A 17129-nucleotide genomic window follows, 5' to 3' on the forward strand; every position below is an offset into this window, starting at 1 on the left:
GCTCTTAATAAAAATTAATGTTTGAGACTAAAGGTTTAACCTTCTTTGAATCTGCAATCACCGAAACAGAACCACCACGTCGTCGTTTGAAATGAACAGAGTCCTTAACCAACAAGTGGTTAACACCACCCAGGTAAGTCTCACATGCCCAATAAAAATCTTCATGAGCATGACCAGAATCAAGATCATTCTTCTTATATGGATATTTATCGAAAATGCTCCTATGAGCAAGACATAGAGCATCCCAGTAGTTACCTACACGTAGAAATTCCGGATCAAAAAATTTATCACTAGGATCTCCTTGGCGGACCAGCATACTATGTGCACCAAAAATCAGATTATACTCAGGATGCAGCACACTATTTTTCAATGCTTTCTTGCCAGAAAAACTGGAAATAACTTCATAACAGCCGCTTAACCAATTCTCTGACCAAAGATCGTCGCCATCCAGCAAGGCAATCATATCCTTATTAGACGAGGATATGGCCCGCAATCTTGCTTGCCCTGGATCACCTTCCTCTCCATACAGAACTCGTGCCCCATACATCTGGGCCAATTCCTCTGCGATATTTATAGTTAATTCGTCACTTTTATCTAGAAATAGAAGACATTCAACTTCAACATCATAAAGACGCTTCAACTCTGTAATCGATACCTGCGCACTCTCCATAGTTGGCAACAGTAATGCCCCTTCTTTATGGGCCGTGATAATCACTTGGAGCGAGGGTAGTGATGATTTCATACGGCCTCTCCCAATGCTTCAACATAGCTTTCAAAATTTCTAGCGGCACGATCTTTCATAAAATGACTTCTAAAAGTCTCTTTAGCTGGGTTAAGATCCATCAGAATCGATTTCAACTTATTTACGTAACTTGGAATATCTTCGATATCATCCACAAGGAAATCTTTAGGTAGTAACTCACCTACTCCCCCTACATTGGAGGCAACAATAGGCAAGTTTAATTCAAGAATTCTAAGTAATATCGTGGGAACACCATCCCATTCAGATGTATAGAGAAAAGCATCACAGCCAGAATCGAGCATTTCCTGCTCTGTAGTATATAAGCCCATCAGATGTATGTTATCTACACTCTCAAGACCATAGTCTTTGACTCCCAAAACTGCCTTACCCCAAACGTAGAACTCTACATCAGGCATTTCTTGTGCAATTTTAACAAGTAAATCGGGTCTTTTCTGCTCATCAAATCTTCCCGCCCAAGCGATACGATTACCATATTTTTTTCTCGGCCTAGTTGAATTTTCAATTGACTCTTGTTGGAACGGCGTTTTGAGCACTGAAATTTTATCAGTCACGCTTCCAACCACCATACCTCTACGCTTTATTTCTTCCAATAGAAAATGGCTATCAAAGAAAATTGCGTCTAAGTATTGACTACAAGTCAGAAAGTACTCGGCTGGATATCCTGCGACATTACCAAATGAGTCGCGATCATCACAGAAAAAATATCCCTGTAAATTGGCAAAACGAGTTAAAATTCGCCCATAATTTTCAATCGTTTTCCACAGTATTCCACAATTTAGATTCAGTACTTGCTTCGCACCAGATCCAACAATAATGTCATAGACTATGTGCTCTAAAACATCCGGATGACACTTCCTGGAAATTTCAGAGAGATTTACAACTGCGTCAGAGTCTATTTTCCGTGGGGTTAGCACCTTTTCATCCACCGGCCCCATTGAAATTACTTTGATACCCTTCCCTGGATATATTATTTTAAATGACTCATATACCAGCCCTAGTATTACATCCGCACCACCAAAGTTTATCGAATCCCTAAATATCAAGATATCTGATTTTCCTACAGCATCCGATAGTCCCTTCATATAAGCAAAGGGGTCTGAATTATAGGGCATTAGTGAGTAAGCTCTAGAGTTATCACTTTTCTTGATCAGTGGTTCTATCTCAGCAGCTTTAGCGATCATTTGCTGAAGATTCGAACTGTCTGACAAGTTAAATATCCCCTCGTCAAGACATTCCAGGGCTATATCACTTAAACCTTTGGATTCCACATTCTCTTTGCAGGTAACTCTTAAGGGAGACATCCCCGCAGATGGTTTTACAGCCTCTCCAGAGTCTTCAGAAGAAAAATAGAATTCGAGTGCGGTACTGCCCCCCAAATCATAAGTATATGCAATCCATTGAGTGTCTAATAAGGGGCCTGGCGACCTATTCTCGTACTGTCCATGCTTCAGAAAATGTATGAAAATATTCCCTTCATAGTTAGCCAGGTCTAAATATCTTGAGCGATAGTAAACGGCATCAAAGAAAGAGGCTGTCGAAGCATCTATTGACTTATGCTGATTATACCAGCGGTTGAATATCTCACCACCGGCCACATCTTCTTGTTTCACCAACTCCTTATTATACAAATAAGATAGAGATAGAGGATCATTAAGAAATTTGACTTGCTCTCCAAGCTCCCACATCTTTAACAGTTTGCTTTGACTCAAAGAGTGTATAAAAATTTCAAAACTTTCAAAATCACTAAAGGAGCTTGTAAAGGTTTCCAGTAATGACAAGCATAGATAAAGCCTCTCAGAAAAAGAGAAATCATTTAGATATAGTTTTTTCGATAAAAGAACATCAAACCCAGGAAACAATCCGGACGTTGGTAATCCCTGATGAATCCATGAATTTAGTACGCAAAATGGGCTTTTCGATCTTTCAATATACAGGAAATGCTCATTCAGTAATGGATTAGGACTTCGGCCTTCATACCTTCCATGAAGAATAAAATGTAAAAATGGGTCTGGGTGCGCAACTAGGTCTTCATACTTATCCAGATAAAATTCTTTACAGAAAATCGAATTGGGGATTAAAGAACGACCCTCTCTAAACCAATGCCTAAAAGCATCGATTCCAGAATTAAATTTCACACCTGCACGTTCACTGTAGAAGGCCACATCAAAAAGTATGGAAAAGTCTGCTGGGCATCCGGCTTCTACCCACTCCTCCAAGCTACTCAACCACTCGTTGTTAACACTTCCTTCAGTATATCGACTGAATATTGCTACAAAAATAAGTGCTTCTTCTTTATTGATAATACCTAAATCTTGCAAGCATGAAGCCAGCCGAACAAAATTATTTGCTAGATTTTCAGACTCAGAACTGTCTACAAGATGAGATAAGTAGAAATCCCAAACAATACCTGATGACACACGTTTAGATAACAACTGTTTAAACCAATATCCAAACAAGTCCATATCCCCAGCTTCAAATTTTTTTTCTACTTTTCCTCTAACATAGTCAGATTCAAAAAGCACATTCGGACTACGACCTTCAAATCTACCATGATTTATGTAGTGCCAAAGAAAGCTTCCCTCCAAATCAGGGTTGTCCATCTGATAGAAACTAATATCAAAAAGTTTTGATGCCGATATATTGTTATCTATGTCTTCCTGAACCCAAAGATCATAAAGGTCTTCAGGAGAAATTCCGTTTTGCGTCTTCTCTCTAGAATAAAAATCGGCATCATACAAATAATCAGGTATAGATACCGGGCTTTCAACTACAGGGCCTTTAGATTCAGGAATCACGGAACTGGATCTATCCTCGTACTCCCCGAAAAACCCTTTAATGGATTTCTTTAAGCCAGACGCATCAAACATAATAAACTTTCAATTTAAATTAAAATTTTTACAAAGAATTAAAATAGCTAAGAAGCAACTCTCTGCCTTATATAATCAAAAACATCAGTTGTAGATTTACTCTCACACACTTGTTGTAACTTAGAGGTATCAACCTCATTGGTTACAACATCATAATATGGATGTGTTAGGGATTTATCTATCAAATCAAAACCGGTTAAAGAAGAAACAAAATCACAGATGTCCTTCGTGCGAACACTTACCCCAGATCCCACATTGTAGGTACCAGAGCAGTCTTGCATAAGCAGCTCGACTATATAATATGCAACATCAGCTGCGAGAATAAAATCCCGGGAAGGATTTACGCCTTTAAATACAGAAAATTTTCTAGCATTGGCAACTGAGCTCAATAAAACATCAACAAATCCATGTACAGCGTTATGTACGTTGCCAAATGGATTAGTTATTCTTGCACAAACAAACTGAATATCATTCGAATCCGTGTACTTTGAATATATTGCCTCTTCCAGTAACTTTCCTCTGCCATACCAAGAAATCGGAGTTGGTAGATCATCTTCTCTATGTGCTCGGCCATTTTGCTCTCCATAAACAGTTCCTGCAGAAGACAAATGCAAAAATTTTTTTGCTTTATGTACACAAAGAAAACTACATACTTTATTCGCAAATTCGATCATTGCCCCTATTGCTTGCCCTGGCGACCCTTCGCAAGTATTTGGCTTCCATCTTCCTGCTGCATTAATGTAGAGGCTGCAGCCTTCAACTTCACTAATTACTTTTTCTTGATCAAATTTACTAAATTCAAACTCGTTATTCTTGGTGGTTGGACCCGATGTTATTCCGCACCATTCTATACCGCGACGCTCCAACTCCTCTGTAATAGCAGTTCCAAGGAACCCTCTTGCACCAATAACACAAACTTTGCCTACCATCCTTCACGAGCCCCCATTTTCCCTGTCAGATCCTGTACGTTCCCTCTAAGATTGATTCCCACCAATCACTGTTTTTAAGGTACCACTCGATAGTTTTACGGATACCGGATTCAAAACTTTCATGAGGTTGATACCCAAGTTCATTATTGGATTTTTTAGGGTCAATGGCATAACGTCGATCATGTCCAGCACGATCCTCAACATAGCAAATTAACTCCTCTGATCTTCCTGCTTTTGCTCTCTTTGCACCTGGAAAAAGTTTATGGAGTTCTGTATTTTTGGAAAAAACGTCATTAATGTAGCTGCAAATAAAATTAACGATGTCAATATTCGCCCATTCATTAATACCGCCAATATTATAACAATCACCAATATTCCCTTGCTTAATTACCAGGTCAATGCCCTGGGCATGGTCTTCAACATAAAGCCAATCCCTGATTTGTTTTCCATCACCATAAACAGGCAAGGGGCGATCTTGGAGAATATTAGTGATTACAAGCGGAATTAGCTTTTCAGGGAAGTGATAAGGTCCGTAATTGTTGGAACAATTACTGGTCGTAACCTTTAATCCATAGGTATGATGAAATGCTCGTACCAAATGGTCTGAGGAAGCCTTACTTGCTGAATAGGGGCTATTTGGTGCATATTGTGTAGATTCACTAAAAGCTGGGTCATTCGGCCCAAGCGTACCGTAGACCTCATCCGTAGATACATGATGAAAGCGATGATTTTCCTTATTTACGCCATCATCCAACCAAACCTTCTTAGAAGCTTTTAGTAGGCTATAAGTACCAATGATGTTTGTTTCAATAAAACTATCCGGGCCACTAATAGAGCGATCGACATGGCTTTCGGCCGCAAAATGTACGATAGTATCAACGTGATGTTCTCGAAGAAGAGTCTCTACTAAATCTGTATTACAAATATCACCATGGCAGAAATAGAAGTTTTGCTTGTCATTGACTGAGGCTAAATTGGCCCTATTTCCGGCATATGTGAGCGCATCCAAAACGACAACCTTGTCTTGTGGATATTTTTTCATCCAATAATGAACAAAGTTCGCACCTATAAATCCGGCTCCGCCGGTAACCAATAAATTACTCATTTTTAGTAACTTCTTTAAAAACTGATGACTACTTCAAGTATTTGCATTTTTCGAAAGCTTAAAATTAAGCTGAGGGACATTTTACATATTGATTACATAAAAAACTTTCCCTACCCTCTGTCAATCAAATACAAATGGTATTAACGGACTAAGAAATAGATTTTTCTAGTAAAACAGCGTGTAGAGATTGTCGCCAATGCTGAAGTTCTACTCCAAGATCCTTAAGCAAACTGGTTTTATCTAAAACACTGTATTGGGGCCTTTTTGCTCTTGCTGAATACTCAATAGACTTTATAGGCTCGATTTCTACGACTTTTTCTTTAGGGATCAGCCCCATCTCTTTAGCTTCATGAAATATTGCTACAGCAAACTCGTACCAGCTGGCCATCCCCATGTCAGAACAATGATATGTTCCACTTATCTCGGACTGTTCCACTAAACGATAAATAGTATCTACTAATGTATGGGCGCTGGTTGGACTGCCTATTTGATCAGCAATAATTTTTAAATGATCTTGCTGATTCATTAGACTCAACATTGTATTAACAAAATTAGTACCATGGGTACTATAGACCCACGATGTACGCAGTATTACAGCTTCAGGAAGTACAGCTCTTACGGCTACCTCACCTGCAGCCTTACTTTCACCATATACATTAATTGGCTTAACGGCATCTCCTGTCTGATATGGTGCTGAACTCATACCATCAAAAACAAAATCACTAGATATATGTATCAAGCGTATATCAAACTGCTTGCAAGTTTTCGCTAAATTTTCCGGACCCAATGCATTGACTGAAAACGCCTGTTTCGATTCAACCTCAGCTTTATCTACAGCCGTATATGCAGCAGTATTAACTACAACTTGTGGTTGATATTTCCTAATAACTTCTGAAACTTGTGTCTCATTAGTAATATCTAGCGCATAGCGGTCAAAAGCCAAGAGGTCAAAATTCTGAGGACTCCGATTATTTAGCTCTGTAGCTAACTGGCCACTCTTCCCAGTTATAAGAATTTTCATTTTCTATTTTACGTCAAGCTAAATTTTTGAAAATGCTATAAGTTCCAGATGCCGGTATTTCTCAAACCTATCTAGATCTACTAACCTTTATCTATTACACAAAAGTAACGGCTTCTTTTAGTAACTTCCCAGACATATCTTTTTTTGAAAGTTGTGGTCTACCATCATCAATCAAAGGCCAATCGATCGCGAGATCTGGATCATCCCATCGAATAGACTCCTCATATTCTGGAGCATAGTAGTCAGTGCATTTATAGATAACTTCGGCCTCAGGGCTCAGACCATAAAAACCGTGAGCAAACCCTTGAGGAACCCATAGTTGACGCTTATTTTCTTCAGACAATAAAACACCAACCCATTGTCCAAATGTATCCGAAGATTTTCTCAGATCAACAGCGACATCAAAAATTTCTCCTCTTGTCACTCTAATGAGTTTACCTTGTGTTTTCTGTGTCTGGTAATGCAACCCTCGGAGTGTCCCCCGTGTGGACTTACTATGATTATCTTGAACAAAGATACAGTCAGCGCATTCCCTACTAAACAAATCCTGGCGAAAAGATTCAAAGAAGAACCCTCGGTCATCTCCGAAAATTGTCGGTTCGATGATTTTTACTTCAGGAATATCTGTTGCGATTACTTTCATACTGCTTTGTATTCGGCTTTAATAACAGGGCTCCAGCTAAGGAGACTAATTCATGTCAAACAACAGCGGCAATGCGTTGTCGATCAACTTTTGAACAACCCCCACTTTCTCGTATAAGGTTAAGCAGATATTCACCATAGCCGCTCTTTAACAGAGGAAGCGCCTGCTTTTCAAGATCTTCCGCTGAAATAAAGCCCTTTCGATATGCTACTTCTTCTGGGCAGGCAATTTTCATACCCTGACGACGTTCAATTGTTTGTACAAAATGAGCTGCTTCTAGCAGGTTGTCATGGGTTCCGGTATCCAGCCAAGCACTGCCTCGCCCCATTAACTCTACGTTCAGCTGGCCGCTCTCAAGATACATCTTATTGATATCGGTAATTTCTAATTCACCTCGTGGGCTTGGCTTAATTTGTTGAGCCAAATCACACACTTGGTTATCGTAAAAATAGAGACCAGTAACCGCGTAGTTAGATTTCGGTTGTTTGGGTTTTTCTTCCAGACTTACAACTTTACCTTCCTCATCAAACTCTACTACACCGTAAGCCCGTGCATCGCTGACCCGATACCCAAACACGGTTGCTCCCTCGGTCTTATCATCAGCTTGCTGTAGTATCTGACTAAAATGCTGCGCGTAGAAGATATTGTCGCCCAAGACAAGTGCACTATCGTTATTGCCTATATGGTCTTTACCGATTAAAAACGCTTGAGCCAGGCCATCAGGAGAAGGCTGCACAGCATAGGATATGTTTACGCCCCACTGACTACCATCCTCCAGCAGGCGCTGATATAGATATTGCTCTTCAGGAGTAGTAATAATAAGAATATCCCGAATCCCAGCCAGCATAAGGGTTGTAAGAGGGTAATAAATCATTGGCTTATCATAAACAGCCATCAACTGCTTACTAACACCCTTAGTTAAAGGATACAAGCGAGTACCAGAGCCTCCGGCGAGTATTATTCCTTTTCTATCAGAAGATCCCTTCATAACTAACTACCCCCAAATTTTCCAATCCAAGTTCCAGTTCCTTTCCAATACCAACAATTTTTAGTGCCTTTTTGTTAAGCCACTACTTGGCAATAAAGCCATATACAAACGGTATTGAGTAAGCCAGAAGTGAATGATTACACACATGTTCATAAATCGGTATGGCATAAGACTTACATCACATCACACTAAATTCGTACAAGTATGACGAGCAGCAAAATATGCCTTACACCTTATTTCAAGCAAAAACAAAGCCACTTTTAAATAAAGTTACACTCTATTGGTACCAAATTAGAAAGACAGTACTGCTGCAGTGCCTACTGCAATACGGTAAAGTATTTCTGTGACATCTTTAGTTACTTGTAACTCGCTGGAATGGATTTTTGGCATAACCATAATTTCATCGCCTGGGCGTAGCCTATCTCCTAGGCGATTATCAAAGTCGTTATCTTCAATACGATTTATAGTTCCATCAAGATGTAAGATTACAAGTTCTTTACGATTTGCATTGTTAGCAAAACCACCGGCAAGTTCGATGTAGTCTTCTAATGTACGTTTCTTATTGAAGACCAAAGAAGTCGGAAATATTACTTCCCCAACAATTGAAATAGTCGATGACCTTAACGGCACTATCAGTTCATCTCCATCTTCAAGTAGCATTTCTCCCGCATTGGGGTTATTGGCAATAACAACCTGCCCCCTAGGCTCTGCTTTCCGCGCCTGCTCAATAAAGTTCTGGATCATCATCGCATTATCTTTTTGGGCTGATTTCTCTAGATCCGTATTAGGTTGACGAGTAAGAACTTCCATCTGTAGTGCATCCAGAGAGCGATCCAAGGCTGCACGCTGTCTATCCGCAACACTTTTTCTATATAACTGAACAGATGCCTGATCAGCATTATCCCGAAAGTCCAACTGGGTTAATAACTCTTCCAATGTTGCACCATAAGGAAGCACATAAGTTGCAGGTCCATCCAACTCACCAGAAACCCGTATTGAAATAGACTCAATATCGTTGTCACGCACTAGCTCCACCTGTGCTCCGGGATACAGGCGTGTTGTCATTGCGTTAGTAAGAGGCATGTAGTTAGCTTGCTGTACACCATCTATTACTTGGGTGATACGCGCAAAATTCGCCTGCGGATCGGGCTTGGTAACAAGTAACATTTCACCAAGCTGAGTATAGGGACCCGTAAATTCCATTTGAGCTGCTTGTTGTACCGCACCCTCAACTGTTACAGAACCATGGCGCGCCCCTACTACTACAACATCACCATTTCGTAGTTGTAGTGCAGGCATAATTCCATCTACCAGAAAGTTATAGAGATTAACTTTCTGTATTTCTCTTCCCTGACGTACCACTTTGATGTCCACAAAGCTGCCGCTTTGCTCATCGATACCCCCAGCACTATCTAAGTAATAGAGAATGGAATCTGAGCTGAATCCATTGTAGAGACCAGGGTTATTAACATATCCAGTTACAAAAACTTTAACTGGCTGGCTGGCTTCCAGGTTCGCATATGCCTGCACATTGTTTTTAAATACACGCTTAACATGACGAAGAACAAAGTCATTCAAGACACCATTTTTTACACCAGCCACATGGACTGGGCCAACTTCGGGGACAAAAATATTCCCTTTTGGATCTACCGGCAACGTAGCGCTAAAGCTATAGGCTCCCCATAGCTGCAAGTTAATTTGGTCGCCAATAGAGATTCTGTAGTCTGGGTTAAAGCCACTGAAAGGCTGGTCCTTGAAGGCGCCTTGGAAAAGCGACTCACCAAAAACAGGCACACCTGTTCTTGGTAGCTCAGTAGACGCAACTTCATCAATCAGCTGGGTTTCCAGGGCTGTAGCCTGCACTCCAAACAAAGAAATCAGGATCCCAACGCCAAAACTGAATTGTTTTATTTTCTCAGTAATCATTTGTTTGATCTTTGTAAATGAAAATTTTCCAAACTAGTGAACGGTAGATTCTCACTGCCACTGTCTGCTTTTAACTATTTGGATCCAAAAACTACATTCGATGATCGCGAATAGTTACAACTAGCATCTTTCCAATTCCATAGAGCATCAGTAGAATTATGCCTAAACTCACCAAATTATAGAGTTTATGGGGATACTCAGCCTTCTCCGCCATTGACGGCTTAGTTACTACCATTAAGTGCTTTAGCTTGCCGGAGGCTTCCATACGGGCAGCTTCTAGTGCTTTTAAAGAAGCTGCATATGCGTCCGTAGCAAACTGTAAATCTAACTCGAGATTCTGGAAATGAGCCCCTAAGAAGTTAAGTCGCTGCTCTCCTTCTTCCTCTCCTATCCCTACCAAGCGTACTTTTTCTATTTCGATTTGGCTTTCTAAAGCATCTATATCCGCTTGCATGGATACAACTTGTGAAGAATCAGCATTTAAGTATGACTTTGCTGCGGTCAAATTCGCACGTTGCTCTGCCAGTCGAGCCTCCAGGCCCTGGATAATCGTACTTATGCCCTTTGTAAGCTCTTCTGGACTAACTACTTTATGGTTATTTTGGAAATCAAGAATTTCTTGCTTGGTACTACGCAGTTTCACTTGAGCCAAGTCAACTTCATTCTTAACAAATGCAACTTGTTTATCAGCTAATTGATTACTGATTTCATTAACAAAATCTTCCGATTTTTGAATAACAGTCTCAACTAGAAGCTTGGCAAAAGTAGGATCAAACGCCTGCATCTCTATCGTAATGATACCTGTCGCTTCATCGTGAAAGATTCCTATATGGTCGCGATAGTAATTCAGGTAGTCTTCTTGAGTGGCATCGGTAGCCAACCGCGAGAAAATATCGTAGCTGTCACTTTTATAGTAATCAGCTAGTTTCAGCTTTTCATCCAAATAGAGAGCCATATCCAAGGATTGGATGTAATTAACCACGAGAAAAGCATCTTGATTATCACTCCCCATTCCTGGAATCAATAATCCTAGAGCTGGCGAAGCGGCTTGAGATGAGGCGCTATCTTTAACAATTAATTGAGCATTGCTCACATATCGCTCAGAAACCCAGAATAGGTAATAAGTGCTCATAAGCGCGAGAGGTAACAAAACTAGTACGGCTACACCTCTCAATTGATGAAATCGCTCAATAATTTTACCTGGTTTCCATCTATTCATTATTTTTAAGATAGGCTGTAGCAGCTTTTTAGAGGAGCCATTAGAGCTACCTATATTTTGGCTTCGATCCTGCTCTTGTTCTTCAGCAATTAGTTCTTTAACTTCCATAATCGACTCTTATGCATTCGCGGTGTGAGCGGCAATTCCGTTTTGAGGTTTCGTATTCACTGAGTTTTTCTCACCCTGATAAAGTTCTATGGCCTTATCCATAGAATCAAAGATTGACAGTCCTCCAGAATCTAGATAAATGCCCACTTCACAGTTCTTCTTTAGCATTGCCATAGCATGTGCAACGATAATGAAGGAGGAAGTTTTACGCTTCTCAGCAATTACCTCTTCGCACTTCTTTTTGAAATGAGCATCACCAACTGACATTACTTCATCGACAAGATAGATATCAAAATCTACAGCAATACTTAAACCAAAGGCTAAGCGTGAACGCATTCCAGAGGAATAACTTTTTACTGGCACATCAAAGTAGTTACCAATCTCAGCAAAGTCCTGGACTCTATCCATTAATTTTTTCTGAGCACTCCCCCAAATTCCATGGATACCACAGATAAAGGCAACATTCTCACGTCCAGTCATACTGCCTTGGAATCCTCCGGACAATCCCATTGGCCAAGAAATTCTCTGATTCGTGATTACACGTCCATAGTCCGGATAGTCAATTCCCCCCATAATCCGTAGCAGAGTCGATTTACCCGCGCCATTTCGCCCCAGGATGCCGATGTTTTTTCCTTCCGGGAAAGAGGCATTGACATCTTTAAACAAAACCTTTCTTCCCTGAGGGGTGCGAAATGACTTGGTTAAGTTTTCTAATTTAATCACTGACTTCTTACCAAATCTCGCCAATTTGCTCTATAACACAACAATCCAAAGCAAAGCATTGTGATAGAAACACCACTTAAATATGACAAACTGCCAAACATCCCTTGATAACTGGCAAAAAGTCCTTCTCGCGTTAACTCAATAACATGTAGCAAAGGATTCCAAACAAGGTACACGTGGTATTCTCTTGGAATTTGCTCCAGTGAAAAAAATATTCCTGATATAAAATATAAAGGTCTAATCAGGCTTGAAGAAAATTTAGCAAGCTCTGGAAACTTAACCCCGACAACACATAACGCTAAACTCAAGCCAAGACAAAAACAAAAAAACAGAATGTTGACAACAACTAAAAGTAAAAAATTATTGAACTCTGTAGAAATACCAAACCAAGCTAACGCACCAATTAAGGTAATAAGAGTAGCTAGATATATTGCAAACTCTAGCAATACTCGTGTAAATACTGCATCAAAGGGCCTTAGCTGGCGATAATTGAAAAGCCCTCTATTTGACTCAACAGCGGCTAAGCCTTTCTGAAAACAGTGAGTAAAGTAAAGGAACGGCGTAATCCCCGCTAACATAAACAGAGGGGTCGGAATGCCCGGATAAAAACTGTCGCGAATTAAGCTAAAAATTGCTACGAGCACCATAATGTGTAGAGCTGGCTCCAGTAGCACCCAAGCATAACCCAAGCGCCACTTGCCAAAGCGAGTTTTCATCTCTCGCACCAACAATGCATACACAACATCTCGTTGGATTTGCCAGACTGAACGTTGGGTTGAGGGGTTCATAGCAATTATTTCTTTGCGATCTGTGAACCAGTCGCTACCCGGTGCGGGGCGCTAACTGAGACAATTTCTTTAAATACTGTTGAGGTGCTTGAGCATATTTTCAGGCCAGCTATATAAAGGCATGACCTAAGTTTGGGCTGCCAGCCTCTCTCCTAATACCAGCGCTCCTCAAAATGGACGCGGAATCCTATCGTAGCGCCCGTTATTAGTCATTTTTTAATTAATTACGTGCCATTACGTTCGTCCCAACAGTCTAGCTGAAAGCTATCTATAGTGGACGATACGCCCTTCTAGATGATCGCCAATGATGACTATCAATTTCTCTATGAACAAGCAGGCGGTACCTTCAGAATACATATTAGTCGCGGCCAACAATGCTATCACTCACGCATTTTGCGAATGTGAATACACAAGCATTAACTGAGAGAAACAGACGCAAACAGACATTAATAGAGAACTTAATGCCATATTCGGCCTAATTGCTGAGATCCCGCACTGATTAAGATATAACCAGCTCCGAGTCTCTGATACATAACTCTTTCAAGATTTACCCAATATTTCTGAGCAAAATCCACGCCAAGATAACTTTTGAAAGGGAATTTAAGGTGTTAAGGAAGAGGCTATTCTATCTAAGTAGAAACTCTCAACACTTTGCTCCAGATTTGACAGTCAAAATTGGTACATTTGTGCAATATGATTGCACTACTCTCCATCTAGCTCGCTGTAGGTTAATGAGAAGAAGTAATTGGGAGTGGCCAGAAAGTTTAACCGCCCAGTATCAAGACCATCCTGGTACTTAAGTATCACTTTGCTTTTGGCACAGTAAGATTAACCTCAAGGGGCGAGTAAGACCTTTTTAAGTATCCTTCTGCTTGTATCGCAAACCCTACTTTCACAGAGATCGACAAAATGTGTGATGTTATGGATATGGCTAGTATTCATCCATTCTCCATAGGGTTCATGATTAGCTCGAAAAACCTACTGAACAGTGTCGAGGGGTAAAATACAGAGAGATCCTCACCTCCCAAGTGCCATACGTTATCAGTGTCCTAGGATGAAAGCTTCCCATTGAGTATGGGTCTTGCAGTGCTTCTAAATAGTGATTAACGAGTGACTGATCTCTGTTGGTCCTTCGATTAACTGAGAATAAACCCTACTCTCTGTATTCACCTTTCTTCATACCTGACAAATCACAAGCATAGGTAGAATCATTTTCAGCTTTATCGTTATTACCAAAGCAAAAGAACAAGGGCATACTGTAGAATATAACCCCCCAAAAATAACAGCGTACCCAAGACTGCCCATAGTATTTTTACTCTCAGGTGACTCATAGTTCTTCCCTCAATTACATATTTTCTGTTGCCTCATTTTGTCTATTTGTTTAATTATGCTCAACCTAGGCTAATATGCTCCAAAGAGTTGTGCAATCGAAAAACTATCATCCTTCTTAATTTTTTGTTTAAGTCTCAATCAGAAACTCTAACTCTGGTGAAGATTTTGTCGGTACAACTTGTGTCACTTCATAAGCAGCCAATTCCTCACGATAGAATGGATCTTGTTTTAGTACCTGATCTAACCCAGACCGACTATCTATGGTCACCAGGATTACCCCACCTGTGCGAGGCTCCTTGCGGCCGGAAAGCTGGAAATATCCTAGCTCGTAGTACTTATTCAAAAAATCAATGTGCTCTGGAATAAACTTTTCCACCTCCTCAAGGGGTTTTATATAGGTAAGGGTTACTATGAACATGCTGATCAACCTCTATTTGCAATTCAAAATATCAAAAGTAGAGATCGTAGATTTATCTTCCATCCAATCTCTTATTAACGTAGATTGCCAATCTACAACTCTCGACTTCATTAGAGGAGCATTATACCTACAGGTAATCTGCAAATAGGGACAAAGAGCTTGGTATTGATGCCTAATAAGTGAGGACCTCCCCAGATAGTATTACCTCAAGTGCAAAATCCAAATAAGGATTCAATAATACCCCAAATTAATGAGGCATAGATTAACATTTGTCTATTTGCTTTTTGGTTAAAAGCCAGTTTTCACGATAGTAAATACTTGCATCATAGTGGAACGTTAAAGTCTTCGGATCCAAATAATAGGGAAAACCACCATTGCTGGATATAATAAAGTCATATCTTGTTAAGGCATGTTCTTGAAAAGAATAATACTGGCCATACTCAAACTTATTACAGGTATCGCTGTGAATCTTTAGTAACCTATCAATAAATATAGTTTCTCTATTATATTTACTCATACGTTCAACTAATTGTGCCCTAGCATCCAAAAAACTGGAAATAACAAAACCAAGCACAAATGCACACAAAATTACTATGTACTTTTTAATAGATAATTTTATTCGCTGATATCCTTCTAACATCGGATGATCCTTAACAGTTAAATTAGCCATATAAATCAGCTTGATTGTAATTTTATGGTCAAAATGGACTTTATTTAATCTACTCTATGAGGCAATGAATCGTCAGCATACGTTGTGCATGCTGACACAAATCAGCCGGAGCATTCAGCGATTAATAAACTCAGGATTATACGAATGAGTATTATCGGCAAAGAATCATAAGAGCTTCACCTCTTGCTCCACCAATACCTCCCCCTACAACTTTCCACCCCTTGGGTACTTTTACAGTTTTCTCTGGAACTTCCCCTTTGTTTAATGACCTTCCAGATACTTGCCATAAAGTAGCAGCAAAGCATTCACTTAGCTGCTCATCTGATTGCTCTTTACTCTCCTCAGGATCAGCTTCAGCAAAAGCGTTTAAAGCCCCAAGAGAGACTACTAATCCAAGTAGTCCAGAGAATAAGATACTATGCTTTTTCATTGACTTCCTTTTAGAACTAGCTCTTAAACTTCTTATTTATCCATCCTTTACGATAGGAACATATGGCCGACTAAGAAGTCAATAAATACACCTTCTTTTATTTTAGATTGAGCCACTTTTCTCTATCTGACCAGTCGAAAGATTTCTAAAGAGGAAAATAGATGTTGAGAACTAATTTTAATTTTTCTAGTGACTCGATAAATAAGTATCAAAATAGTGACCGAAGAAAGTGACCAAATAACTCATATGTACCAAAGGCTACACCTAAAGTACCCTCTCAGAATATTCGAGATACCTATGACTACTCTTGCGTAATGTTAGGAGTTTGGCGCTAATAACAATAGCGCATAATATTTCTTTCAGGCACTCTCGAATCACAAGTAAGTATGCCCTTATAACTATTCACACCAAAGTCAAGAATCCTGGAGGACCTGAAGATAGTAGAATTTAGTTGCTAATAGAGGACTGTCATATTTAGCCCTTTTTAAAATTCGCGAATCATAAGTGTCGCGATACGCTAAATAAGAGACTCACTTAAGGAAATTCTTGTAAATACCCTATTTTTACAGGTAAAAAAATACACTCATATATGAGTGTTTGAGTATTTTTTAAACAGCAAGCATAGCCTGGTTGTGGCATCATATTCATCTAAGTAGATTAACTTTCAGCCTTTGGAAACGATGTAATGTGTAAAAAGTTGTCCATTAAAACTGGCCTTATCATCCTAGCGTCCGCAATTACTTTGATAGGATGTACAAGTGCCCAGGAAAAAGAAGCGATGCAGAAGATAGTATTTTCTAACGCTGAGGCTATAGAAGGATGCGTACTAGTAGAAGATGTAACATGCAAAACAATCAGGGTTAACCAAGGAGATGTTTGTACTCCTTGGTTACAAAAAAGGGCTGTGCGAAGAGGTGGAACCCATGTGGTTAAGGCTTCTTCAATGGCGCAATTTGGCGATATCTATATGCCTAACGGAGTATCGGCAGGTAAGGCTGTAACAGGCACGCATATCCCAGCGAAAATCTATAACTGTAGTGCTGCTAGCGAATAAGCGCTAACATCCCCAGGGAGCAAGTCACATTATCACTTGCTCCCCGGCAGTATTCTTTAACATTCCGCTCAACTCAAACTATAACTTCTTGCTTACCCCAATTTTAAGCTACTCCTTGAAAAAAAATCCCTAAAGAAGAGAGAAT

The 17129-nt window shown here is 39.9% G+C and carries 15 protein-coding genes; 1 reads left to right on the forward strand and 14 read right to left on the reverse strand.

The genetic code is table 11. The features are described 5' to 3' along the window. Positions 1-4 precede the first annotated feature (4 nt). The 14 genes from ACJJIL_RS17530 to ACJJIL_RS17595 all read right to left on the reverse strand — a co-directional run bounded on the left by ACJJIL_RS17530 (position 5) and on the right by ACJJIL_RS17595 (position 15930). Complete coding sequence (locus ACJJIL_RS17530) at positions 5-742, reverse strand: glycosyltransferase (protein WP_445360347.1); 738 nt, start codon at positions 740-742, stop codon at positions 5-7. After that, a complete protein-coding gene (locus ACJJIL_RS17535) occupies positions 739-3630 on the reverse strand; it encodes a glycosyltransferase family 4 protein (protein ID WP_445360348.1) in 2892 nt (963 codons plus the stop codon). The genes ACJJIL_RS17530 and ACJJIL_RS17535 overlap by 4 nt, the downstream gene beginning before the upstream one ends. Positions 3631-3677: 47 nt before the next feature. After that, on the reverse strand, positions 3678-4559 hold the full coding sequence (locus tag ACJJIL_RS17540; protein WP_445360349.1) for an NAD-dependent epimerase/dehydratase family protein: 882 nt from the start codon (positions 4557-4559) through the stop codon (positions 3678-3680). Positions 4560-4584: 25 nt separating this feature from the next. Further along, complete coding sequence (gene rfbB / locus ACJJIL_RS17545) at positions 4585-5664, reverse strand: dTDP-glucose 4,6-dehydratase (RefSeq protein WP_445360350.1); 1080 nt, start codon at positions 5662-5664, stop codon at positions 4585-4587. A 148-nt stretch (positions 5665-5812) separates the two neighbouring features. Further along, positions 5813-6685, reverse strand: a complete 873-nt coding sequence (rfbD, locus tag ACJJIL_RS17550; protein WP_445360351.1) for a dTDP-4-dehydrorhamnose reductase — start codon at positions 6683-6685, stop codon at positions 5813-5815. 94 nt (positions 6686-6779) lie between these two features. After that, positions 6780-7328: a dTDP-4-dehydrorhamnose 3,5-epimerase gene (gene rfbC, locus ACJJIL_RS17555; RefSeq protein WP_445360352.1), complete on the reverse strand. Its 549-nt coding sequence runs from the start codon at positions 7326-7328 to the stop codon at positions 6780-6782. Between the two features lie 55 nt (positions 7329-7383). Continuing rightward, positions 7384-8316, reverse strand: coding sequence for a glucose-1-phosphate thymidylyltransferase RfbA (rfbA, locus tag ACJJIL_RS17560; protein ID WP_445360353.1), 933 nt, complete (start codon positions 8314-8316; stop codon positions 7384-7386). A 291-nt stretch (positions 8317-8607) separates the two neighbouring features. After that, positions 8608-10242, reverse strand: coding sequence for a polysaccharide biosynthesis/export family protein (locus ACJJIL_RS17565; RefSeq protein WP_445360354.1), 1635 nt, complete (start codon positions 10240-10242; stop codon positions 8608-8610). 91 nt (positions 10243-10333) lie between these two features. Beyond that, positions 10334-11569 carry a KpsE/RkpR family capsule polysaccharide export protein gene (locus ACJJIL_RS17570; RefSeq protein WP_445360355.1) on the reverse strand — a complete coding sequence of 412 codons (1236 nt, stop codon included), beginning with the start codon at positions 11567-11569 and terminating at the stop codon, positions 10334-10336. A gap of 9 nt (positions 11570-11578) precedes the next feature. Next, positions 11579-12292, reverse strand: a complete 714-nt coding sequence (locus ACJJIL_RS17575; protein WP_445360356.1) for an ABC transporter ATP-binding protein — start codon at positions 12290-12292, stop codon at positions 11579-11581. Continuing rightward, positions 12289-13080, reverse strand: coding sequence for an ABC transporter permease (locus tag ACJJIL_RS17580; RefSeq protein ID WP_445360357.1), 792 nt, complete (start codon positions 13078-13080; stop codon positions 12289-12291). The genes ACJJIL_RS17575 and ACJJIL_RS17580 overlap by 4 nt, the downstream gene beginning before the upstream one ends. A gap of 1459 nt (positions 13081-14539) precedes the next feature. Next, positions 14540-14830: a YciI family protein gene (locus tag ACJJIL_RS17585; RefSeq protein WP_445360358.1), complete on the reverse strand. Its 291-nt coding sequence runs from the start codon at positions 14828-14830 to the stop codon at positions 14540-14542. A 262-nt stretch (positions 14831-15092) separates the two neighbouring features. Beyond that, complete coding sequence (locus ACJJIL_RS17590; protein WP_445360359.1) at positions 15093-15500, reverse strand: hypothetical protein; 408 nt, start codon at positions 15498-15500, stop codon at positions 15093-15095. A 151-nt stretch (positions 15501-15651) separates the two neighbouring features. Continuing rightward, on the reverse strand, positions 15652-15930 hold the full coding sequence (locus ACJJIL_RS17595; RefSeq protein ID WP_445360360.1) for a hypothetical protein: 279 nt from the start codon (positions 15928-15930) through the stop codon (positions 15652-15654). A 685-nt stretch (positions 15931-16615) separates the two neighbouring features. Here ACJJIL_RS17595 and ACJJIL_RS17600 point away from each other — a divergent pair. Further along, positions 16616-16984: a hypothetical protein gene (locus ACJJIL_RS17600; protein WP_445360361.1), complete on the forward strand. Its 369-nt coding sequence runs from the start codon at positions 16616-16618 to the stop codon at positions 16982-16984. Positions 16985-17129 lie beyond the last annotated feature (145 nt).

It is taken from the genome of Microbulbifer maximicatervae (SeqCode), from assembly GCF_052468095.1.